This window comes from Dickeya poaceiphila, from assembly GCF_007858975.2.
Lineage (GTDB): Bacteria > Pseudomonadota > Gammaproteobacteria > Enterobacterales > Enterobacteriaceae > Dickeya > Dickeya poaceiphila.
The window spans coordinates 3,908,683-3,932,167 of sequence record NZ_CP042220.2 but is presented as its reverse complement, the minus strand read 5'-3'; the positions used below and the strand labels follow the sequence as shown (position 1 = coordinate 3,932,167).

The window sequence follows — 23,485 nt, the reverse complement described above, 5'->3', positions numbered from 1 at the left end:
AAAATCATCCCAGTCACAGGCGGTATCGGTCGGCGGCAGGGATACCCAGCCGTCAACGGCCAGCGCCGCTTTCTCTGCCATCAGCTTGCCGGTGTTGGCCGCGCCATCCGGGTGAATATCGTTATCCCCGGCCAGAATCAGACAGCAATGGGGATAACGCGCCCTGAATGCCTGCGCGACGTTCAGCAGGTTATTGGCCGATACCGCCGCCACCACATGGCATGACGAGCACTGTTGCAGGGTGAGCGCCGTGGCATACCCTTCGGTGATAATCAGCTTCGACGGCTCCGGGCCGTGGTTGACCGGAATAAACGCCCCTTTCAACTGCGTGCCGGGATACAACCGCTTTTCACCACCGGGCGTGATCAGTTGCGCCCCTGCCAGTTCACCGGAGGTGCGGAACATCGGCAGCAGTAGCGATCCTTCGCCAAACCGGACACGCCCGATGGTCATCGCCTGTGCGGCCGTCAGCAGCATAGCCGGTGTCATCAGCTCTCTGGCTTTCAGATACGGGCTTTCCCCGGTGCTCGTGGCTGTCATCAGCGCCTTGATGCGCTCTGCCAGCGGGCGGGGATCAACCGCCTTTTCTCTGGCGGGCGGTGTTTCACTGGCTGATGACGCTAGTGCCGTCACCACTCTGGCCGCTTCCGCGATATCACACCGCCTGACACGGGCGACCAGATCCAGACCATCACCGTGGCCGCAATGATTGCAGAACCAGGTGCCACGCCCACGCTTGTCATCAAAGCGGAAGCGATCTTTTCCACCACAGACAGGGCAAGGGCCGTGCTGGCCCCCGGCAGGAAAGTAGATATCTAATGCCGCCAGAATCGACGGCCAGCGGTGGCGGGATTGTGCAACACTTTCCGAGACAAACTTACTCATTGTCCGGCCCCTCCGCATCCAGCGTGTCATTCAGCAGGTTAAGCCGCTCCCATAAGATGAACATCAGCAGCTCTTTGGCAACGGGGTTTTCCAGCTCAATGATGGCGTAGGCCAGCACCCGGCAGTGATCGGCGATCTCTTCCAGTAACAGCGGTGTGGGGTTATACATAGCGCACCTCCGCAGGAGAGGTGAAAGATTGCAGGCAGGAATAGCTAAGGGTCGTAGCCATAAGGCAGCCTCCAGACTGTAGCAATTGTGATAGCTACCACCAGAGACGCCAATCTCGCGGGTGGTAGCCCGTGCGAGGTTGGCGTTACCGGACAGTCTGGCTACCGGCCTTCCTTGCGGAAGCCCCGCACGAGCCACCATTGAAGGTACAGCTCGACGCTTGCCTGCAAAAAAATACGCACAATGTGCGTATTCAGGCACCAGACTATTGTTCGGAACGCCAATTCCGGCTACGGATTTTGCCGTAGCCCGCGCAGTATAGCCCAATTTGCCCGCCAGAAGAAAAGCTGAATGACTCATTTGCGCCCCTCCGCCCGCTGACGGATACGCTCGGCAATCCAGTCGTTGATTTCACTCTCCACCCAGGCGACAGAACGTGCGCCCAGCTTCACCGGCTGGGGAAACTCGTCACGATCGATCAGGTAATAGATCCAGGATTTTTTGAGGCTGGTTTTTTTCATCACATCGGGCAAACGCAACAGAGTGAGATTGGACATCATTACGCCTCCTCCTGACGGGTGTAGACACGTTCAACATAACGGCCACGGCCATCGCCATGACCCAAATCCATCGACACCAGCGCCCGTGCCTCCTGACGGCTAAACCCGTCGGCAAGGTAGAAACGCATGGCATCCTGCGCCCATGCATAGCGCAGGCTGTGGGGGGAGTGCGGGCCGGTCAGGCCGAGGCGGGTAGTCCGGGCACGCCAGAAATTCATGGCGGTTTTCAAATCCGGTTTATCGATGAGTTTGCCGTTGCGGTTGTCGGCGATGACAAGTGCCTCACGCACAGCAGCAAGCACCGCTGCGCTGTCCAGCACACGGGTTTCACGCGGTCGCCCGCCTTTGGTGCCAAACACGACGGTGAGCCGGTCAACCTGCCGGGTCAGTTGCTGCTCCCAGCGCTTGAGCGAGGCGCAACACTGCACCGCTTCCTGCGAACGCAACCCCAGCAACCGGGCAAGCTGGAGCGCACAGGCCAGACCGGCATCTTCCCGACGGGCGGACTCCAGCACAGACTGATAGAGCGCATCCGGGATGGCATATTTAGTGCCTGCCCGGCTGGCACCACCCAGCCCCAGCGCCTGATTGCTCAGGCGGGGATCATCCACCAGTTTTCCCCGGCCTGCCAGACGCAGCACGCTGCGCAAGGCGGACATCTCGTTATGCAACGTGCGCAAAGCCATGCCCTGAGAGCGGCGGGCCGCCACATAGCTTTCGATATGCCGGGCTTTAACGTGCTGTACGCTGCGCACCTGAATGTTGAGTGTCAGCAGATGACGGCACAAACGCTCAACAATACGGAGGCGATCATGAACCGTTTTATGGCTGCCACCCGCCTGTTTCGCCCATGTTTTCATTTCACGACTGAGTTTTGTCATGCTCTTATCTCGACTTCAGCCCTTCGGCGCATGGCTGCTATGCAGAGTCAATGCTCTGCCTGAACGATACCTGTGCGCCGGAGGGCTTGGGCTTTGTTGAGGTATCGGGGGTTCGGTGATGCACACAGTGCAACCGCTGTTCACACAGTCATACCCCCAGGCAAATCGCCTGCCTCGATATCGATCCAGAATGCTTTTAAACACAATGAGGCGCGAAAACGGTGGTGTCAGAATGTTGACACGCAGCGCAAACGGCCATGAGTAAAGTCGAGAAAGACGTCAGTGCGCGGCGTCACTTTCACCTGCTTACGCGGTAAAAGTGACGCCGGGTGAAAGCGTGACAGGCGGATACAGCCCTGATGCATTACGGCATCATGCGGTACAACCCGCACGTTCACACGTACAGACGGCAATCGTTGGGACGAGTAAAATCGAAGTTGCACGCTAACGTGAACTTACAAGGGTAAGCGCCAGTTAAGTCGCTTAGTATGTGAAATCACTACAACGATAAACGTTGCAGCTACAAGCCAGTGTCCGACGGTACGGGAAAACCGCGCTCTGGCTGGGTATAGTATAAGTGAAGCATTTTACGCCGCCCGGCAAACCGGGTTATGGGTAAAACTTAGGGCCCAATGGGCTATGGTTTAGTTTAACTGACCTTCATCGTCACGCTCGTAACGGCGCTCAAACTACCTGACGACATCTGCTCCCAAAGGCTGGCAGATTTACCGCGCTTCTTCATCACGCTCTCTTCCTTGCAGGCGATGGAAGAGTAACAGTACCGGTGTGGTCGCCCGAAGGCGTCAGTCTCAGACCACGCTCCATTCCCTATGACTTTGGCGTTGTGACCACCCGAAGGCGTTTCTCACGGGTCACTCGTATCATCCTGATACTGGAAACATTGGTGGCTGTCATCGACAGCGGTGTTGCGTGGATAAAATTACGACAGAATTTTGCAGACTTCAAGTAGTTTGAATATTCATCAAAAGGGAATAATCTAGCACCAAGTGCTATAGTTAAGGGATGGAATGCTGGCCTGATGCGTGTATTAAAAACCAAATGGTTTACTAAGGCGGCTAAATCCCACTCTATCAAGGATAGCGAGTTATGTCAGGCCATTGAGGCGGTGGCTCAGGGGAAAGCTGATGATCTCGGCGGCGGCGTTTACAAGAAACGCCTTAACCAAAACCGCGATCGCGCCATCATACTGGCGAAAGGTGGGGTAAATTGGTTTACACGTTCCTGTATGCCAAGCAGGATATGGCGAACATTGATGATCGTGAACTGGCTGGGTTCCGCGAACTGGCGAAGCACTATGCCAACCTTGCCGATGAAAAGATTACGGCACTGATTAAGCGTAAAGAACTGGTGGAGATTTGCCATGACTGCAAAAAGTAAATTCAAAAGCCCGGCATTTGAGGCGATTCACAGCGCCGCGTCTGGCTTATTCAGCGTTGATGCCATCCCACAAGAAACCATGCGCAATTTTGACAACGCGTGCCTTAATAGTGTCGAGTCTTTTCAGCCTCTGGAAATTAAAGCGCTGCGTGAGAAGCTAAACGTCAGTCAGCCGGTTTTCGCCCGTTACCTGAACACCAGTGTTTCGACGGTGCAGAAATGGGAAAGTGGCGCAAAACGCCCCAGCGGGTTATCGCTGAAACTGCTTACGGTAGTGCAGAAGCATGGGTTGAAGGTGTTGGTTTGATGTTTAAACGTATTGGGATATGGGATCACATATTCGACACCCATCAATTCTCAATGGCATCAAAGAGTTTACTTGTGTATAGAGTTTCTTACGGGGGGGGGGGGCGGAGCTACTAAATAGCTGCGCGGAATAGTGCTCCATTTTCTGCTATGCCTTGCAGATTAAGGCGTTGGAGATATTTTATCTATCTGGCCGTGTGTCAGGTCTAGTATATGGTGCCTTTACGCAACATGCCACGTGTTAGTAAACGGTAGGTGTAGCGGTATTAGGCACAACTATTTAGTCTCAGACCACGCTCCGTTCCCTATGATTTTGGCAATGTTACTATCCTAAGCATTTCTCATTGATCACCCATATCATCTAATCCTGAATTGCCATCAGTAGCAGGCTTTTGATGCGCATTATGTTTAGTTTTTTTTTGGAGTTTTAATATAATTAATTGTTTTTATTGTATTTATTTTATTTTTGAGCAGGTTTTACACTTGGGCTCTCAAGTATAAGTAGGTTTACTGATTTTGAATTCAATTTGACATTTTGTCATTTTTGACTGACATTATCGGTATTTTTGCTGACATTGTTGGCTTTTGCTATCGAGTACATAGGATCATCTATGAATGTGAATTACAATGACATTACTGCACTTATTGAAGCATCTCTTGATGCAAACTACAGTGAGGTCAGAAGTGTAAGCAATCGAATTGCTAAAGCTATCAGTGCTCAAGATCTTGAAGCAGCCAAAAAAATTAAATCAATTCTGCGCCGCAAGGGAGTTCCATTACGAAGTTCAGGGTACTTCGAGAGCCTTCCTGTAGATCCGAAATCTCGCTCTCCTCTCATCGAAGAGCAACAGTGGCCGGTATCTCCGCTCTTTCTGGATCAGAAAGAACAGGAGGTTTTCAGTGCATTCATTGATAGCGTTAGCCATCAAGATAAATTGATCGAAAATGGAATATCAAGTAGGCTAAATTTGCTCTTGTCGGGTGCTCCGGGGACAGGGAAAACTCTTGTTGCTGGGCATATCGCGGCACAACTAAATAAAACTTTATATGTTGTTAGATTAGACTCTGTAATATCATCATTATTAGGTGATACTGCTAAAAATATTAGACAGATATTTGAGTATGTTCCATCTAAGGATGCTGTTTTATTCTTAGATGAAGTGGACGCTGTAGCTAAATTGCGAGATGATAGTCAAGAAATTGGTGAATTAAAACGAGTCGTAAATACTCTAATTCAAGGCTTAGACTCATTAGACGATAAGGCTATTGTTATAGCTGCAACTAATCATGCAAACCTTTTAGATCCTGCTATATGGAGACGATTTCCATTCAAAATTAATTTTGAGCTTCCTGGTCTCGATGTTAGAGATGCACTATGGGATCATTTCCTCTTTCAAGATAAAGGAGATAAAAATACTAGGAAGATATTAGCCGTCATCTCTAATGGGCTGACTGGTGCAGATATTGAAAATATTAGTATTTCATCTAGAAGACAAAGTATTTTATCAGGAAAAGAGTTAAATGTTGCGTCTGTGGTTCATTCTATAATTAATAGTAAAGCTGATAATCCAGTGGTTGTTTCAAATGAAGAGTTAAATATAAATATAAAAAAAGAAATTTCGAAAAAATTACATGATCAATATAAATTTAGCCAGGCTGAAATCGGAAGAGTATTAAATGTAAGTAGGCAAACAGTATCCGTTTATCTTAAGGAGTGATAGGCATGGCTGAAAATATAAACTCACCTTTATTAAATCCAATAGTCGCACTACTCAAATCCCCTACACCATCAGCCATAAAAGGAGGAGGGAAAAGCAGAGCTAACATAGTGCAATCCAGACTTCAAGAGCAAAAGAAAAAACTTGTTGAGGATTTGAGGTTAGTTAGTGAAAATATTGATAGAGTTGTCAGCCATGCCGATCATATACATGTTATAGCTCGAATGTTTGATGACTCGTTCGCTCCATCATATACACCCGATGACTTATTTATTCCTGAAGCTGGCGCTAGAATTATAGCCCCAACTAATGATGGTTATTTAATTGAGTTAGATATGAGATCTATATCTAAGCTTATAGAACGAGTTTCAATTTCTAATACTATTAATCAAATGGTTGATGTTTCTAGAGTAAAGGGTATAAATATTTTTAGTGAGAAAGATCTACTCAGAAATAGAGATTTAAATGATATTTGGAACAAGTCAAAAGAAAATAAACTGCATCCGTTTAATATTTGGTTGATGCCTTTTTTTAAAGAGAAATCCAAAGATTCAGTAGTAAATAAAATATTGAATTTATATAATGATGGTGCTATTCATGCTGGTTATCCAGAATTTGATGTTAGTGATAATGATCATGACAATGACAAAGTTCGTGTGGGTGATAAAGGTGTTTTAGTTCCAGAAATATTTGTTAATGCAATCAGAAAATATAAAAGTACTGGAAATGCCTCTTTAACTGTTCTTGTAAAAGAAAAAAATAATCTGGAAAGCCTTCTGAGCTGTAGTGCAGTATATAGAATAGAACCAGTCTCACAAGTCAGTGCTAATGAGATTCCTCCAGGCGTTGGTCCAGAGCCTACTCCTCCGATTAATAAATCTTCAGATCTTCCAACTGTAGTTGTCATTGATGGTGGGTGTTCGGCAAAATCTTACGAACCTTTGAATATATTAAGATTATCACCTCTTATATCAGATGTTGATGCAGATAAAAAACACGGTAATCAAATAGTTTCAGTAATATGCCATGGTTACGCATGGAATAATAATTTGTCTCTGCCGCATCTTGAATGCAATTTCATTAGCGCACAAGCTATTGCCAAAAGAAGTGTTTTAAAACAGCCTACATCAGATCAGTTTATTATGTATCTGAGAAAGGTTGCTCAGGAAAGTTCTGGTAAATCTAAAGTATGGAATCTTTCATTTAATGAAGGGGCCCCCTCGTTAAATGAAAGTGAGATTAGTTATCTGGGACATAAAATAAATGAAATTGCAAGAGAGTTTGATATTCTTCCCGTAATCTCTATTGGAAATGTTAGCGAAAATAATCCAAGTAAAATACTATGTCCTCCGGCAGATTGTGAAGCAGCGGTAACTGTTAGTGGAAGAATTGCCGATAGTGAAGGAAAACCTTATACTTCATGTCCTTATAGCTTAAAAGGGCCTGCTCCAGCAGGAATGAAAAAACCAGAGCTGTCATGGTTTTCTAAACTACGGGTTCTTGGGGGAACGATTGAAACCGGAACCAGTTACAGCGCTCCATTAATTTCTGCAATAGCTGCACATACCTTTGCTAATTTAAAGAAACCGACTCCTGATCTTGTTCGTGCTCTGTTAATTAATAGAACCGGCCAAGTTTATCATGATCATTCTTTGGGTTGGGGCACTCCGTGGGAAGAAGAGACAATGCCTTGGTTATGTAAGAAAGGTACTGTGACATTAACTTGGATATCAAAACTGAAGCCTGGATTTGCATTTTACTGGAATGATATCCCGCTACCGCCTGAGATGCTTCTTGATGGAAAACTATGTGGCTCAATATCATTAACCGCGGTTCTTAAGCCTAAGGTATCAGATACTGCTGGTGAGAATTATTTTTCAACTCGGTTAGAATGTGCTTTGCAATATCTTAAACTCACTGAAACAGGTTTGAAAGTAAGTAATCTTTTGGGAACAATGAGGGAATCGAAAGAAAAAGAACATGTATCTAGAACTGAATTATCTAAATGGAGTCCTATACGCCATCATTCTAGGGATTTTAAGAGAGTGAGTATAGAAAATACCTCTCTAAGATTATATTCAAGAATATTTGCGAGAGATTTATATCAGTATGGTATGGAGTCTCATCAAGAATTGGAAGGTCAGGAAGTTGCATTTGTACTTACATTTAAAAGTAGTGATAGCAACTCTTCTATTTATGACTCGATGACTCAAAAGCTAGGAGCTTTTGTTGAAAGTGCAGTTATCAATCAAGGTATAGATATTAATCTTTGAAGTGGAAGGAATTAATTTTCAACTCTGTGCTGGGATCTCTTCGTTCTGAGATTCTAGCACGTATTGTTAACTTCTAGTGGTGGTCAGTATGGTGGTCGTTAGAGCTATTCATTGATTTAAAATCATTAATAATCAACTATTTAAATTCCATCCCGAGTCCGGCCTTCGCACCAACAGTATATAAATAGACGTCAACCGACGTCTTTTTTTATGCCTGAAATCCAGTATTTACCCACCTTTCCCGCTATATTCATTCTCTCAGGGTCAACCGACATCCATGTACATCTACCAACAGTTGTTGGTACGGATGATGGTATTTTCGGTTCGATAATGCTTATACCAACGGGGAGGAGATAAGTATGGCGCTCACTGATATCACAGTCAGAACAACTAAGCCTTCGGATAAGCAATACAAGCTGACCGACGGCAATGGTATGCATCTGCTGGTCATCCCAATGGCTCAAAGTATTGGCGCTTACAGTACCGTTTTGGCGGCAAACAGAAGATGCTGGCACTGGGGGTTTATCCTGATGTCTCTCTGGCTGATGCCAGAGCACGTCGTGATGAAGCGCGGAAGTTATTGGCAAACGGCACCGACCCCGGCGACAAAAAGAAATCTGATAAGGTTGAACAAAGCGAAGCGTTAACCTTTAAAGAGGTGGCAATAGAATGGCACGCCACCAATAAAAAATGGTCGCAGGAGCACAGCCATCGTGTGCTGAAAAGCCTGGAAGATAACCTTTTCCCGGCAATAGGCAATCGGCAGCATCGCCCGGTACTGGATCTTAAGCGCACGCCCGAACTGCTCCGACGTATCGATAACTACACCGGCAGGCCATTAACCCGTCTGGCGGTCGAGTTGACGTTATTGATTTTTATCCGCTCCAGCGAACTGCGCTTTGCACGCTGGTCAGAGATAGATTTTGATACCGCCATATGGATGATTCCCCCGGAACGTGAACCTATCGACGGCGTAAAACACTCTCACCGTGGCTCAAAAATGCGTACTCCGCACCTGGTGCCGCTTTCCCGACAGGCACTGGCGACGTTGAAGCAAATCCAGCAATCCAGCAATTTAGCGGCGACCATGAGCTTATCTTTATTGGCGACCACGACCCGCGTAAACCGATGAGTGAGAACACGGTGAACAAAGCGCTGCGGGTGATGGGGTATGACACCAAGGTAGAGGTTTGTGGGCATGGCTTCAGGACGATTGATCCTACCCACCATTAGTGGACACGCGACTAAGTGAGTAAACTCTCAACCAGAGGTGATTACTCATGACAAAACCAGCATCAAACAGCAAAACGGCCCGTAAACAGTACACACCCGAATTCCGCGATGAAGCCCTGAAACTCGCTGAACGCATCGGTGTTGCCGCCGCCGCCCGTGAACTCAGCCTGTATGAATCCCAGCTCTACAACTGGCGCAGTAAACAACAGCAACAGATGACCTCCTCAGAACGCGAAAATGAACTGGCGGCTGAAAATGCCCGGCTTAAGCGGCAACTGGCGGAGCAGGCTGAAGAACTGGCCATTCTCCAAAAGGCCGCGACATACTTCGCGAAGCGCCTGAAATGAAGGTTGTCTTCATCGAAAAGCATCAGGCTGAGTTCAGCGTCAAAGCCATGTGCCGGGTGCTTCGGGTTGCCCGAAGCGGCTGGTATGCCTGGCTCAAACGTCGCCATCAACCCGGCCCACGCCAGCAGTTCCGGCTCATCTGTGATACTGCTGTCAGTCAGGCATTCACTGAGGCAAAGCAGCGTTATGGTACGCCGCGCCTTGCTGATGAGTTGCCGGAGTACAACATCAAAACTATCGCCGCCAGCCTGCGCCGTCAGGGATTACGGGCAGAAGCCAGCCGCAAATTCAGCCCGGTCAGCTACCGTGAACACGGTCTGCCGGTATCGGAAAACCTGCTGAAGCAGGACTTCATCGCCAGCGGCCCGAACCAGAAGTGGGCAGGCGATATCACGTATCTTCGCACGGATGAGGGCTGGCTGTATCTGGCAGTGGTGATGGACCTGTGGTCTCGTGCTGTTATTGGCTGGTCGATGTCCTCACGAATGACGGCGAAACTGGCCTGCGATGCGTTACAGATGGCACTCTGGCGGCGTAAACGCCCGAAAAACGTTATCGTTCACACGGATCGCGGCGGGCAGTACTGTTCAGCGGATTATCAGGCATTGCTGAAGCGGCACAGCCTGCACGGCAGCATGAGCGCAAAAGGTTGTTGCTACGATAATGCGTGCGCGGAAAGCTTCTTTCATTCACTGAAAGTGGAATGTATCCACGGAGAGCGTTTTACCGACCGTGAAATTATGCGGACGACAGTATTTAATTATATCGAGTGTGATTACAATCGCTGGCGTCGTCATAGTGCCTGTGGCGGTCTCAGCCCGGAACAGTTTGAAAACGAAAACCTCGCTTAGGGCTGTGTCCACATTACGTGGGTAGGATCAGATGGCCTGTAGCTCGCTGATCGAGTCGGGCTTATGGTCGCGTGACGCAGTAGAACGCCAGATGAGCCATATGGAGCGTAACTCTGTGCGTGCGGCTTATATTCATAAGGCCGAGCATCTGGATGAGCGCAGACTGATGCTGCAGTGGTGGGCTGATTTTCTTGATGCGAATCGTGAGAAGGCAGTGAGTCCGTTTGATTTTGCTAAATTAAGCACGGGATGATTAGGTGTATTTAAGGTATGTGTCTGACATACCTTGTTTTTTCTATAACATGGCTTCTGATGGAGTGTCCGTTTTGGTAATGAAATCTGTTGTTTAATGCCAAAAACTCATATTGTAAGCTTGGTTCAAGTGATAGGTAGTTTTACACTGTCCCATCAGAAAAGCAGCATCTGAGATTTAGCCATTCATTTAGATAGAAGCGTTCTTACTGTTACATCAAAGGCAGGAGCCATGACTAGTCGCCCGCAGATGATTATTAATGTTCTTCAGGCTAATCCTGATGAACAATTCACAGCTCGCCAGCTTGCCCAAAAGATCATTGATCACTATGGTGCAGAACTTGCCGACAAGCGTCAAAACCCTCGTTTTGCCAGCGATGAAGATTTCTTGAGTCAAATAGCAGCTGAAGTCGGTGGGAGCAGAACCGTTCAGGCAAAAGCAATGTGTCCCCATGTTATGACGCGTGACAAGCCTCGGCCTAGACTATTTTACTGGGGTAAGGAAATTGATAATGGTATGCAGCAAGAGTCATCTTTTGATATCGCTCCCACTCCATCTGCTGAGACGGTAAGCTTTTCTGAGCATTCCCTTTACCCGCTTTTGATCGAATACCTTTCTGAAGAAGAAGAATTACTTTGCCGCCGTATCGATGAAAAGCGTTCAAGCAACAACAAAGGCCTTGGGGCAAACCATTGGCTTTATCCTGATATTGTTGCATTGCAGCCTCTCGATAAAGGTTGGGATAGCGTCGTGCAAAACTGTGTACGGTATAGCGAAGGGCGTTTAACCCGTCTGTGGTCTTTTGAAGTAAAACGTCAGCTTAACCGTAGCAATGTTCGAGAATGTTTCTTCCAGGCTGTGAGCAATTCAAGCTGGGCCAATTTTGGTTATCTCGTCGCGACCGAAATAAATGAAGATAAGCAGCGTGGCGTAGAAAGAGAACTGCAGATGTTGTGTGCATTGCATGGTATTGGTGTGATCCTTCTTAATCCGCAAGATCCCGGTAATAGCCAAACTCTGATTCCTGCACGAGAGCGAACAAGTATTGATTGGCAATCCGTCAACCGCTTGGTAGTAGAGAACAAAGATTTTAAAGAGTTTATCGATCTGGTTTCTGATTATCACCAGACAGGAAAAGTACACAAAGCGCTCTGGAATAGATAATTCGCTCTAATGTTTTTTAATAATATATTAGAGTGGATTAAAAAAATATGGATTAATGAACGGCGGGGTATTCAGAGTTAGTGATATTTAAAAACTTTGTCTGCGAATCGATGGAGTAGTGAATATAATAAAGTTGGGCAAAGAGGTGCTCACCTTATTATAATAAATAAATCCATGTAGATAGGTTAACTTATCTAAATTGTATTGGGGAGTGTTAGAAATTCTGTGTCATTCCAGTAATATACAATCAAAAAGGAATGACATATGTCCCAGCCCTTCGATTTCGATAAAGCGCTTAAAGCCCTCCAGTCCGGTCAGGCATTAACGGGCAAAGATGGTATCTTAACGCCTTTAATCAAACAGTTAACGGAAGCTGCCCTCTCTGCGGAACTGGACTCTCATCTGGCTCAGGACGTTGAAGCTAACCGTAAAAATGGCTCCGGCAAAAAGACCATTAAAGCCCCGACGGGCAGCTTCGAACTGGCGACTCCGCGCGATCGTAATGGCACTTTTGAACCCCAGTTGGTGAAAAAACATCAGACCACGTTATCCGACGAGATCGAACACAAGATCATTCGCCTGTTTGCACTGGGGATGAGCTATCAGGACATTAGCCGGGAGATCGAAGATTTATATGCCTTCAGCGTGTCCACTGCCACCATCAGTGCAGTAACCGATAAAGTCATCCCTGAACTAAAACAGTGGCAACAGCGCCCGCTGGAGCAGGTTTATCCCTTCGTCTGGCTGGACGCTATTCACTATAAAATTCGGGAAGATGGCCGCTATCAGAGCAAAGCGGTTTACACCGTGCTGGCCCTGAATCTGGAAGGTAAAAAGGAAGTTCTGGGCCTGTATCTGTCAGAAAGTGAGGGGGCTAACTTCTGGCTGTCGGTATTAAGCGACCTGCAAAATCGCGGTGTTAAAGACATTCTGATTGCCTGCGTGGACGGGCTGACCGGCTTCCCAGAGGCAATAAACAGCATTTATCCGCAGACGGAAGTGCAGTTGTGCGTCATTCATCAGATACGCAATTCGATTAAATATGTGGCCTCAAAGCACCATAAAGCCTTCATGACCGACCTGAAGCCAGTCTACCGTGCAGTGTCAAAAGAAGCGGCCGAAATGGCACTGGATGAGCTGGAAGCGAAATGGGGGTTGCAGTATCCGGTGGTGCTCCAGTCGTGGCGACGCAAGTGGGACAATCTGTCAGCGTACTTCCGCTATCCGGCAAATATCCGCAAAGTCATTTACACCACAAATGCTATCGAATCGGTGCACAGACAGTTCAGGAAGCTGACCAAAACCAAAGGTGCTTTCCCGAATGAAAACAGTCTGTTGAAGCTGCTTTATCTGGGGCTGATGAACGCACAGGAAAAATGGACAATGCCCATCCAGAGCTGGAATTTGACATTGTCACAGTTGGCCATTTATTTTGAAGGGCGACTAAATAACGTGATGACGTTGTAGAATTTTTAACGTGACACAGAATTCTGAACGCTCTCAATAGTGATGGGAAATGACGCCATTTATTTTAAATCAGCATGCTTAAATGTTTGCTTGCCAGCCTGGCTATTTGTCATTTTTAGCATGTTACTCTCTTCTTTATCAGTGATTAAGGCGTTACATAAACCCTCTTTATTTTGATAAAAAATTATTACCATAACGATAATAATAAGGTGTGTTCCTGTATTTCTGACGGGATAAAACCCCAGTATTGGTAGAACGCTTTTGCCTCATCAGATAACGCATGTACCAATAACGCTTTGTTGCCTACCTGCTGCGCTACATTGCGGGAGCGGAGTACCGCATCTTTCAGAAGCCCGGCACCGATCCCCATACGTTGATAACGTTCATCAACGGCTAATCGGCCAAGTACCAGAACAGGAATGGGGTCAGGCATATTGCGCCGGAATGCGCCCGGTGCAACCTGACGCTGGATGCTACCCGACGCGAGGGCATAGAACCCCACCACACGATGTGTACCGGCTTCACACACCACGAAGGTGCGTGAAGCGCCCAGTGTCTGATTTTTTAACGCCTTGCGTTTCAGCCATTCATTCAATGACGGCTCTGAACAATGAAAATCCACAACTGCATGTTGAGGCAGCAATAATTCAGGTGCCGTTATTCCCACGGAGATTTCCTGTTCAGTAATGCATTCACACGCGGATTATCTGTGACTGGTGATTCCAACACCTGAATGAAAGCATCATATTGTTCATCATTGACCAGAAACAGCCGTTGATCCAACAACACATCTTCAGCCTCACGGCAGGCAGCATCAAGGATAAACTCTGTTCTTGATTTCGACAGCAATTTAGCAGCGACATCAATCAGCTCCCGCTGTGATGCTTTAGCACGAATATTAATCGGCATTTCTTTTGTCTCTGTTCGCATCGTGACCTCTCTGTGTAGCGAATAGCTATACATCCAGTATAGTGAACGGTACAGAAAATAGCCATACGCCATTCATGAACAACATTTTCGTCATCGCGGGGTTGGGTTAGGATCTGTTGCACGGAATCGAACCGGAACGGATAAGAATTAATCTTATTGATAAAATGACGTGATATAGCTCATTGAAAACATGGGCTAAAAATGAAGTGGGGGCATAAAAGGGGGCATCTAAATTAGATCGGTGAGTATTAAATTTTATTATTCAATTAATTACATCATTTTGCGTGTCCGGCCTTCGTCAACAGTATATAAATAGACGTCAATCAACGTCTTTTTTTATGCCTGAAATCCGCGCCACACAAGGCTTTTCCCGAGTTTTCTGTCAACCGAAGTCAATCTGATTCTACCCACATCAATCTGCTTGTGAGTATAGAACCGAGTATATATGTTGGTTCTATATGGCTTATATACTCACAGCAGGATTATGGAAGGATAACCATGATGGCCCTGACAGATACCAAAGTACGTTCGATAACTACACCGGCAGGCCATTAACCCGTCTGGCGGTCGAGTTGACGTTATTGATTTTTATCCGCTCCAGCGAACTGCGCTTTGCACGCTGGTCAGAGATAGATTTTGATACCGCCCTGTGGACGATTCCACCAGAGCGTGAACCCATCGACGGCGTAAAACACTCTCACCGTGGCTCAAAAATGCGTACTCCGCACCTGGTGCCGCTTTCCCGGCAGGCGCTGGCGACGTTGAAGCAAATCCAGCAATTTAGCGGCGACCATGAGCTTATCTTTATTGGCGACCACGACCCGCGTAAACCCATGAGTGAGAACACGGTGAACAAAGCGCTGCGAGTGATGGGGTATGACACCAAGGTAGAGGTTTGTGGGCATGGCTTCAGGACGATGGCCTGTAGCTCGCTTATTGAATCAGGCTTATCGGTACGTGCGGCCTAATTCAGTCGCGGCTGAAACGCTCAAAGCGTTATGTATTCACTCGTGACGACTTCAATTATTTTCTGGCTGATAGCGGCTACAGATGGGCACGCCAAAAATTTCAGTATCGCTATTGGGCCACAAGGTCGCTATCACCTTACGCCTCTTTATGATGTTTTATCGGCATGGCCGGTTGTTGGTCCTGTTAGTAACCAAATCCCTTGGCAGAAGTGCAAACTGGCAATGGCCGTTCGCGGTAGCTCGGTGAGCGCGTCAGCACTCACCTTTAATGGGTGGCAGTTATCAAGAATTGTTTACAGAGTTTTTTATAATTATATTAAATGCAGATTGTTGATGAGTACATTTTTTGAGAAAACATTTTTATTGACACCAAACATAATGTCGAATTCTTTATTTTTTCTTTTTCTTTCACTGTTTATTTTTGTGCGTGCATCTTTCTTGAAGTTCATCGGCGTCTGGTTATACGCGAGGCTGAAGCTTCTCGAAAAATGTGGTAGAGATGAAAATCCACATGCGCAACTGATTTCCGTTAAGGACCAGTGGGGAGCCAGGTCGATAAATTCTTTAGCTAATGCAAGTCTCACTTTCCACAACCATTTTATGGGTGTAGTACCATAAAAAAGATTGAAAATACGGCAAATATCAAAGCGTGTCTTTCCTGATATCTCTTCCAGATCTTCTAACAAAATGTCTTCTGAAATATTCTCGATTATGTAGTGAATCACTTTCATAATGCAATGCGTTTTCTCAGCTTTGGCCTGCTTTCCATATATTTTCAGATGCCTCTCTTCGAGATCATCCATTATTTTTTTAGTGAACTCCTCTTTTTCTACGTCAGTTAATTTACGTTCTAACATACACACTCCTTATGCTATCGGTGATTTTTTGATAATGAAATTACGCGGTCTGTGTCTTGTAATTTAACTAGCAATCGCTGTGCCAATGTTTTTTAATAAATTAACAGATTGAAATTTATGATTCTTTTGGCGATATCCCAAATTAGGGATGTGTGATTTCCCGATTTTGGGACGTGAGATTTTGAAAGGTTGGAATATCATCCCAATAATGGGATTTTAGCCGGGAAGCCTTGTCAGGACTAAAGCCTGGCGCGATAGCTGCTGCATGAAACGCAGCGTCATTCCATAAACGGGATCGACAACGTTGCGCTGATCAACATCTTGGATTTGTGATTTAGTTAATTTATTGATTTTAATTGTTTTTTATTTCAATTGGTGTGTTGGCACAATATCTGCATAGATCTGGCTGCATTCTTAAGGGGAATAACAATGGATATTTCGTTAGTACAAACAGGAAACAGAATTCGCTTTAAAAAATACGCTAAGCCGTTTGCTGTGATGATGGGGCTGGTTGTGGCGCTTGCTGTGATCTACAACTTCAAATTTTCACCTTATAAAGTCTCACTCAGCAGCCTTTCAGTCGCTGAAGTGAAATTCGGTAATTTTTCTGTTGAGGTAAGGGGCAATGGCGTCCTTCTTCCCCAGGATATCAACTGGGTGTCGGCCAGTGTAGATGCACGGGTTGAGGAAGTGATTTATAAGGCAGGGGCGCGGGTCAAAAAAGGGGATCTGTTAGTCAGGATGAGCAACCCTACTGTTGAACAACAATATCAGGAAAATAAACTGGGGTATGATGCTTTACGCGCTGAAATCGATGCTAAAAACGCAGAACTAAAAAACAAAGTGTTAAATCAGGAAGCTGTTCTTTTGGATGCCGGGTCGCGCCTGCTGGCATCAGAAGCCCGCTTAAAAGCTCAGAAAAAATATATTCTGGCAGTACCGATGCTGGAATATGAAACCACCCGTATTAATACCGAACAATATCGTCATCAGGTTGCATTTGAAGAAAAGCGATTGGCCACGCTTAAGCAAAGTGTTGAGGCCGATATTAAAGCAAACCAAATGCGTCTGAATAAATCTGCTTCTCTGGTTGCGTTATATAAACAGGAAGTGGAATCTCTTAATGTGACGTCTCCCATTGATGGGGTTTTGCAGGATGTTGCGGTTCAGGCCGGTCAGCGGATCACCACTGGCAGTAATATCGCGCGTTTAGCCAAAGAAAAGGATCTTTACGCTGAATTAAAAGTCCCGGAACTGCAGTCTAGAGATTTAACGGTTGGTCAGCCTGTTACTATTAATACGGGGCGCAGCAAATTCGAAGGGCAGGTATCAAGGGTTGATCCGGCGGTCGTCAATGGTACGGTAAAAGTTGATGTTGCCTTCACCGGGCCTTTGCCTCAGGAAGCCCGCCCAGACCTGAGCGTTGATGGTCTGATTGGGGTGACAAAAATAGAAAAGACGCTGTTTGTAGAAAGACCGCCTTATGCGCAAAACAATTTACCTTCCACACTCTATGTAATTGATAAAAAAGATAAGATTGCGACCAAAATGAAAGTGAATTTTGGCCAGGGGTCCGCTGACTTTATTCAGGTTACCAGCGGATTACGCGCGGGCGATCAAATAATTTTAAGCGACAGTTCCGCATGGCAGGGCGCAGACAAGATAGAAATAACGGAATGAAATTGCAAAACTCACACGTCAACATAAACGGTAATTTGATGGAGACCAGAACAATGGAACCTTTGGTAGAACTGACCGATATTAATAAGATTTTTCTTACTGATGAAATTGAAACCCATGCTTTAAGCAAGATCAGTTTTACCATTTCCAAAGGCGAGTATGTCTCGATCTCTGGTCCATCAGGATGTGGAAAATCAACGCTCTTGTCAATTTTAGGCCTGCTGGATGTTGCTTCATCCGGGATATACAAGTTGGCCGGGCACAATGTTGTCAATATTTCCAAGCAGCAGCGTGCGCAGGTGCGTAATCGAGATATTGGTTTTATTTTTCAGTCATTTAATCTTATCAGCGATTTGACCATTGAAGAGAATGTGGCGCTTCCCCTGACCTACCGCAACGATATCAGTAAAAGTGAAAGAATAAATCGGGTCAATGATGCGCTGGCGAAGGTCAATATGTCTCATCGCGCACGCCACTATCCATCCCAGCTTTCAGGCGGCCAGCAGCAGCGTGTCGCGGTGGCGCGTGCTATCGTCGGCTCGCCGTCTATCCTGTTAGCGGATGAACCTACAGGTAACCTTGACTCGCAAAATGCTGAAGCGGTGATGGATATATTGGATGGCTTGCATCGTGATGGCGCCACCATCTGTATGGTGACGCATGATCCTCGCTCTGCATTGCGGGCGCAGCGGAGCATCGTGCTCTCTGATGGTCAGATTGTCGGGGATGGTTTGCTGAACCGAGAATTAACTTTGATAAAGGAAGCCTGAGATGCTGTTTGATATCCGATATGCGTTAAGGCTTTTGCTGAAGAGTCCCGGTTTCTCAGCGATGACTGTCTTGATTATGTCATGCGGCCTTGCTCTGACGCTTTATATGGTGTCGGTCATCAACACGATTATGTTTTCGCCGCTACCCTATGCGAACGGCAAGAATATGGTGTTACTCAACGCCATCGTAAATGGTGCCAGCCTGAGCGATTCTGGTCTCAATTATCTGGACTATGAGGATATTAAGGCCCGCAACACCACGTTGGAAAACGTTGGCTACTTCCTGGGGGAACGCGCGGACATCAGTGACGGCAACAAGGCCGTTTCTTATATGGCGATACGCAGTACCGAAGACCTGTTTTCCTACACGGGTGTGCAACCTATTAAAGGACGATCCTTCAATCAAGGGGATACTGAACCCGGCGCTGAGCCTGTTGCCGTGATTGGCTATAACATGTGGCAAAACTATTTCGCCGGGAATGCCTCTATTGTAGGGCTAAGCGTTATGGTTAACGGCGTCAGAACCCGCATTATCGGCGTGATGCCTGAAAACTTCGCCTTTCCATTCTTCCACGATCTCTGGCTGCCTTCACAACTGAAAGCATCACAATTTTTAACGCGTAAAGATGCACCTGAGGTTTCGGTATATGCCCGTCTTAAGCCCGGCATTTCTGCGAATGAGGCTAATAATGATTTGAGAGGGGTGATGCAAGATCTGGCGGCTCGCTACCCGGAAACCAATAAAGGGCTGTCAGCTCAGGTCCTCACTTTTCAGGAGAACTTCATGGGCGAAGAGACGATGCCTATTTTCATCGTCATGTTAATCGCCGTTGCGTTTGTGCTGATCCTCGCCTGCTGTAATGTGGGCAACCTTCTGCTTGCACGAACCACAGAGCGTGCAAAAGAGATAGCTATCCGCGTCGCCCTGGGGTCGCCGGCAGCAAGATTAGTCATGCAAATGATGTGGGAGAGTCTGTTTATCTGCGTACTCTCTGGCATTATCGCCATCCTGCTTGCTGGCTGGGGGCTTGAAATTACCAACAGCCTGCTCCCAGGATTCGTGCCTAACAAGATCCCTTTCTGGTGGCACCTGAACCTGGATGGCAACACGATTATACTGGCCCTGATTCTGGTGGCATTAACCGCCGTGACAACGAGTGCGCTTCCGGCCTGGAAGATCACCCACGGCAACTTTAATGATGTGCTCAGGGATGGGACTCGTGGAGCGCAAAGCCGCAGCGCTGGCCGTATATCCCGCATTCTTGTGACGTTTGAAGTGGGGTTGTCCTGTTCAATTCTGTGTATCAGCGCGCTGTTAGGCGTGTTGGTTTATCAGGCGACGCGTGCAGATTATGGCGTAAGTACCCAAGATTATTTGACCGGGCAAATTAATCTGAATGCCACGCAATATCCGAATGAACAAAGCCGGGTGTTGTTTTATCAGAAACTACAAAGTGCGCTGAATACGATTCCTGGCGCAGAACGCACGGCGATCACGACCAGTACGGCAGGGCAGTTTACGCTTCCTGTTCAGGTTGACGTAGACAATTCGACCAACAACAGCCGGGATAAATGGGCTTATCCTTTGGTCAATGATGTTCAGGTGATGCCTGACAGCCTGGCCGGTATGGGGATAAAAACGGTGCAGGGGCGTGAGTTCTCGTATAGCGATGACGCTCAGTCTCAGCCGGTAGTCGTGGTTAGCCAGTCATTCGCCGAGCAATACTGGCCTGGCGAAAAAAATGTTATTGGTAAACGCCTGCGATTGCGTAATGCTGAAAACCAACGCTGGTATAACGTTATTGGGGTTGTTCCTAATGTTATTCATGGCCGGCCTTTCAGCGCGTTACGTGACAGGGCGACCATCTATCGTTCATTGCAGCAGCAGACGGCTGCTTCGGTGAACGTCGTTGTACATGCGAAAAATCCTGCATTTCTTGGACCAGCGCTTATTGCTGCCGTTAGCCAGGTTGACAGTAGTCTCTCCGTCAGCCAAATACAGGCGTTGGATCAACGGCTGGCGCGTAACACCGCAGGTCTTCACTTCATCGCCAGTCTCTTTATGCTCTTTGGTTTGATTGCCATGATTCTTGCCGCAACGGGGATTTACGCCGTGATGCGTAACGTTATCAACCAGCGTATTCAGGAAATTGGCGTTCGCATGGCTATTGGCGCTACGGAGAGCGTGCTTTTGCGAATGCTGATGTTGCAAGGCGGAAAGCAATTACTGGCAGGGCTGGTCATTGGGCTGCCGCTGGCTTTATTTGTTGCGCCGAAACTGACACGTATTCTTGGGGATGGAAAGACAGGATTTATATTGTTATTTACTGGAGTCGCACTGACGATCACGCTGGTTGTCGCCGCTGCGGTCTGGTTCCCGTCCCGACGCGCTACGCGCATGTCGCCTGCGGATGCTATCCGATACGAATAAACCATATAGCCACGCCATTACGGCGTGGCTTCTCATGCTGGGTCTTTTATGGATGAAAAAAAACGAATTCTGGTGGTTGATGATGACGCCGGAATTTTGAGTAGCCTTGAGTTATTGCTGCGTATTGGGGGATATGACGTCACTGTCGAAACCCAGGCTAACCAGCTGATGCGGCATCTGGCCAGCAAACCGTTTGATCTGGTACTGATGGATATGAACTTTCAGAAAGACACCACGTCAGGCAAAGAAGGTTTGCAGCTACTGGATGAGCTAAAAAAGTTTGATGACTGTCTGCCTGTTGTCGCCATGACGGGTTGGGGAAGCGTCGATATCATTGTTAACGCCATGCGGGCGGGGGCGGCGGATTTCATTCAAAAACCCTGGGATAATGAACGTATTCTGAGCATTATCCAGCAGCAAATTGAGCTTAGCCGTGCAAGACGTTCCGGTAACTGTTTGCGTGAAGAAAATAAACTTCTCAAGCTTGCCCGTAATGATGAAATGGGCAGCGAATGGGTCGTTCACTCTCACCCCATGAAACAACTGCTCAGTATGGTTGAGGCCGTCGCCAGGACTGACACCAGCATTCTGATACTGGGTGAAAACGGAACGGGGAAAAGCCTCCTGGCACGTCACATTCACCAGCTGTCTTCGCGCAAAGATAACAGCATGGTAGAAGTGAACATGGGCTGTATTAATGAGCATCTGTTTGAAAGTGAGATGTTTGGCCATGTTAAAGGTGCCTTTACCGATGCGCGAGAAAACCGTATTGGTCGTTTCGAACTGGCTGACAAAGGAACGTTATTTCTGGATGAGATTGGCAATTTACCGCTCTCCCAGCAGATTAAATTGCTGCGCGTTCTGGAAGAACGGCAATTTGAGCGCGTGGGGTCATCGAGAACGCAAAAAACCAATTGCAGGATCATTGCAGCGACCAATGCAGATCTGGAAAAAGCCGTGGTCAACGGCTCCTTTCGCCAGGATTTGTTATACCGTCTGAACGTTATCCAACTGCATTTACCGGCGCTGCGTCACAGGCAAGAAGATATTGAAATCCTTGCCGAACGTTTTCTGGCGCGCTACGCGCGTAAGTACAACAAACCGGTCCCGGTTTTATCCAGACAGGCTATCAACGGTCTTCATGATTACCATTGGCCGGGCAACATTCGTGAGATGAGCCACCTCATTGAGCGTGCGATACTGCTCTGTCGTGCTGATCGCATCGAAATTGAAGATCTCTGTTTGCCGGGGAGCGAGACGCGTTCAGAAACACCTGTGCGCACGGTGACGATGGATGACGGCGTAGACACGATGACATTAGCTGAGGTGGAGAAAGCGTTGCTTTTGAAACGGTTGCAGCAATACGAAGGCAATGCCATTAAAGCAGCGGAGTCCCTGGGGCTGAGCCGCAGCGCTTTCTACCGCAGAATGGATAAGCTAAAGATAAACCATGAGTAGATTCATCGATACCTTCGACATTCGCTATTTGATTATGTAGCCTCTCTCCTTTGGGAGGCATACTGCTGATATCCTGCTGTGGTCCTTTCCTGGACAATCTCTTTCTCTTTCTCTTTCTCTTTATCTGAAGGTATTAATGGTCTGAATTGATGAGGCCGATAAAAACCCGCCGGTGCGGTGGCGGGTTAGTGAGGTAATACGGGATATCCCGTAGCGGCCAAAAAAATTAAGCGCAGCCTGAAGTCGAGATGTCGCTGGCGAAGGTGCTTGCTGCCCCGGTATCCACGCCTGCTGACGGGCTAACTGAGAGGCGTGCGCCCGCGGCCAGGGTGCCTGTGATTTTGGGGATGTTGCATAGGAACGCTTCAGCTCCCATGCTCATACGCACCGTCGCAGATTTAGCGCTAAAAGGGGTGGATTTGCGGTTAAAACTGCCGCCCATCGCCAGTTCCAACTGCAGTTCATCGGTTTTGCCTTCCGCACGAATCTCCGTTCCCATACTGCCGCTGACCGAGAGTTGTTCTGGGCTTACTGCACATGCCGCTGCGTCAATTTTTACCCCAGCTTTTCCGGACAATGCATTCAGCGGGTTGCTGGTGTAGAGGGTAATATCCAGAGTATGAGAAACGAAGCGATCATTCTCTGCCGCCTCGTTACTTAAAAGTAGCGAACCGTCTTTGTTAGACACCTGCAGCTTACTCATGGTCTCCTTCGATCCTGAAATGACCATAGACGGTGTCGATGCGCACTTCACCGTCAGGTTGATACCCTGTTGTGCGGTGACGGATGTGAAGCGATCAACGTTGATTGTTTTTTCAGCGGCCTGCGACGAAGAGCAGAAGATCAGCGCCAGTAAAGTCAGTTTTGCAGCAGTCTTTTTCATGTT

General features: G+C 47.2%; 17 protein-coding genes and 6 pseudogenes. 15 read left to right on the top strand and 8 right to left on the bottom strand.

Features of this window, described 5'->3' with window-relative positions; all coding sequences use genetic code 11:
• Positions 1 to 42 precede the first annotated feature (42 nt).
• The 4 genes and pseudogenes from Dpoa569_RS19680 to Dpoa569_RS17635 form a co-directional block, all read right to left on the bottom strand.
• Positions 43 to 885, bottom strand: a pseudogene (locus tag Dpoa569_RS19680) (primase-helicase zinc-binding domain-containing protein); the annotation flags it as partial.
• The gene (locus tag Dpoa569_RS17645; protein WP_042868163.1) at positions 878 to 1,414 is read right to left on the bottom strand and encodes an ash family protein; all 537 of its coding nucleotides are present in this window, start codon (positions 1,412 to 1,414) and stop codon (positions 878 to 880) included. The pseudogene Dpoa569_RS19680 and the gene Dpoa569_RS17645, both read right to left, overlap by 8 nt.
• Entirely contained in the window at positions 1,411 to 1,611 is a 201-nt protein-coding gene (locus tag Dpoa569_RS17640) for a helix-turn-helix transcriptional regulator (protein WP_042873725.1), read from the bottom strand. The genes Dpoa569_RS17645 and Dpoa569_RS17640 overlap by 4 nt, the downstream gene beginning before the upstream one ends.
• A gap of 2 nt (positions 1,612 to 1,613) precedes the next feature.
• On the bottom strand, positions 1,614 to 2,495 hold the full coding sequence (locus Dpoa569_RS17635; protein ID WP_042868165.1) for an integrase domain-containing protein: 882 nt from the start codon (positions 2,493 to 2,495) through the stop codon (positions 1,614 to 1,616).
• A gap of 1,039 nt (positions 2,496 to 3,534) precedes the next feature.
• On the opposite strand from Dpoa569_RS17635, the pseudogene Dpoa569_RS17630 reads away from it, so the two are divergent.
• The 9 genes and pseudogenes from Dpoa569_RS17630 to Dpoa569_RS17590 all read left to right on the top strand — a co-directional run bounded on the left by Dpoa569_RS17630 (position 3,535) and on the right by Dpoa569_RS17590 (position 13,505).
• A pseudogene (locus Dpoa569_RS17630) lies at positions 3,535 to 3,893 on the top strand (type II toxin-antitoxin system RelE/ParE family toxin).
• The gene (locus Dpoa569_RS17625; RefSeq protein WP_042868167.1) at positions 3,877 to 4,200 is read left to right on the top strand and encodes a helix-turn-helix domain-containing protein; all 324 of its coding nucleotides are present in this window, start codon (positions 3,877 to 3,879) and stop codon (positions 4,198 to 4,200) included. The pseudogene Dpoa569_RS17630 and the gene Dpoa569_RS17625 overlap by 17 nt, the downstream one beginning before the upstream one ends.
• A gap of 610 nt (positions 4,201 to 4,810) precedes the next feature.
• Complete coding sequence (locus tag Dpoa569_RS17620) at positions 4,811 to 5,917, top strand: AAA family ATPase (protein WP_042868169.1); 1,107 nt, start codon at positions 4,811 to 4,813, stop codon at positions 5,915 to 5,917.
• 5 nt (positions 5,918 to 5,922) lie between these two features.
• On the top strand, positions 5,923 to 8,190 hold the full coding sequence (locus tag Dpoa569_RS17615) for a S8 family serine peptidase (RefSeq protein ID WP_042868171.1): 2,268 nt from the start codon (positions 5,923 to 5,925) through the stop codon (positions 8,188 to 8,190).
• A gap of 359 nt (positions 8,191 to 8,549) precedes the next feature.
• Positions 8,550 to 9,405: pseudogene (locus Dpoa569_RS17610) on the top strand (tyrosine-type recombinase/integrase); the annotation flags it as partial.
• A 65-nt stretch (positions 9,406 to 9,470) separates the two neighbouring features.
• Positions 9,471 to 10,621, top strand: a protein-coding gene (locus tag Dpoa569_RS17605; RefSeq protein WP_128569660.1) for an IS3 family transposase whose coding sequence is annotated in 2 segments (ribosomal slippage) — positions 9,471 to 9,732 and positions 9,732 to 10,621 — 1,152 coding nt in all. Because the reading frame shifts where the segments join, the coding sequence is not laid out codon by codon here.
• A 31-nt stretch (positions 10,622 to 10,652) separates the two neighbouring features.
• Positions 10,653 to 10,874, top strand: a pseudogene (locus Dpoa569_RS17600) (integrase); the annotation flags it as partial.
• A 231-nt stretch (positions 10,875 to 11,105) separates the two neighbouring features.
• On the top strand, positions 11,106 to 12,038 hold the full coding sequence (locus tag Dpoa569_RS17595) for a COG2958 family protein (protein WP_042868178.1): 933 nt from the start codon (positions 11,106 to 11,108) through the stop codon (positions 12,036 to 12,038).
• Positions 12,039 to 12,302: 264 nt separating this feature from the next.
• Complete coding sequence (locus Dpoa569_RS17590; protein ID WP_146410909.1) at positions 12,303 to 13,505, top strand: IS256 family transposase; 1,203 nt, start codon at positions 12,303 to 12,305, stop codon at positions 13,503 to 13,505.
• 187 nt (positions 13,506 to 13,692) lie between these two features.
• On the opposite strand, the gene Dpoa569_RS17585 is transcribed toward Dpoa569_RS17590, so the two are convergent.
• A complete protein-coding gene (locus tag Dpoa569_RS17585) occupies positions 13,693 to 14,172 on the bottom strand; it encodes a GNAT family N-acetyltransferase (protein WP_042868180.1) in 480 nt (159 codons plus the stop codon).
• A complete protein-coding gene (locus Dpoa569_RS17580; protein WP_019843650.1) occupies positions 14,163 to 14,435 on the bottom strand; it encodes a type II toxin-antitoxin system TacA family antitoxin in 273 nt (90 codons plus the stop codon). Before Dpoa569_RS17580 ends, Dpoa569_RS17585 begins: the two co-directional genes overlap by 10 nt.
• 530 nt (positions 14,436 to 14,965) lie before the next feature.
• Between Dpoa569_RS17580 and Dpoa569_RS17575 the strand changes: the two are divergent.
• Positions 14,966 to 15,385 (top strand): annotated as a pseudogene (locus tag Dpoa569_RS17575) (tyrosine-type recombinase/integrase); the annotation flags it as partial.
• Positions 15,386 to 15,457: 72 nt separating this feature from the next.
• Positions 15,458 to 15,646, top strand: a pseudogene (locus Dpoa569_RS19675) (HipA domain-containing protein); the annotation flags it as partial.
• A gap of 68 nt (positions 15,647 to 15,714) precedes the next feature.
• Here Dpoa569_RS19675 and Dpoa569_RS17565 read toward each other — a convergent pair.
• The gene (locus Dpoa569_RS17565) at positions 15,715 to 16,260 is read right to left on the bottom strand and encodes a helix-turn-helix domain-containing protein (RefSeq protein WP_042868185.1); all 546 of its coding nucleotides are present in this window, start codon (positions 16,258 to 16,260) and stop codon (positions 15,715 to 15,717) included.
• Positions 16,261 to 16,689: 429 nt separating this feature from the next.
• Here Dpoa569_RS17565 and Dpoa569_RS17560 point away from each other — a divergent pair, with 429 nt between their 5' ends.
• The 4 genes from Dpoa569_RS17560 (at position 16,690) to Dpoa569_RS17545 (ending at position 22,599) form a co-directional block, all read left to right on the top strand.
• Positions 16,690 to 17,940, top strand: coding sequence for an efflux RND transporter periplasmic adaptor subunit (locus Dpoa569_RS17560; RefSeq protein ID WP_042868186.1), 1,251 nt, complete (start codon positions 16,690 to 16,692; stop codon positions 17,938 to 17,940).
• Between the two features lie 53 nt (positions 17,941 to 17,993).
• Complete coding sequence (locus Dpoa569_RS17555; protein ID WP_042868187.1) at positions 17,994 to 18,710, top strand: ABC transporter ATP-binding protein; 717 nt, start codon at positions 17,994 to 17,996, stop codon at positions 18,708 to 18,710.
• 61 nt (positions 18,711 to 18,771) lie between these two features.
• Positions 18,772 to 21,141, top strand: coding sequence for an ADOP family duplicated permease (locus Dpoa569_RS17550; RefSeq protein WP_322619420.1), 2,370 nt, complete (start codon positions 18,772 to 18,774; stop codon positions 21,139 to 21,141).
• A gap of 48 nt (positions 21,142 to 21,189) precedes the next feature.
• Positions 21,190 to 22,599 carry a sigma-54-dependent transcriptional regulator gene (locus tag Dpoa569_RS17545; RefSeq protein ID WP_042868189.1) on the top strand — a complete coding sequence of 470 codons (1,410 nt, stop codon included), beginning with the start codon at positions 21,190 to 21,192 and terminating at the stop codon, positions 22,597 to 22,599.
• A gap of 226 nt (positions 22,600 to 22,825) precedes the next feature.
• On the opposite strand, the gene Dpoa569_RS17540 is transcribed toward Dpoa569_RS17545, so the two are convergent.
• Positions 22,826 to 23,482: a GIN domain-containing protein gene (locus Dpoa569_RS17540; protein ID WP_042868191.1), complete on the bottom strand. Its 657-nt coding sequence runs from the start codon at positions 23,480 to 23,482 to the stop codon at positions 22,826 to 22,828.
• Between the last annotated feature and the right edge of the window lie 3 nt (positions 23,483 to 23,485).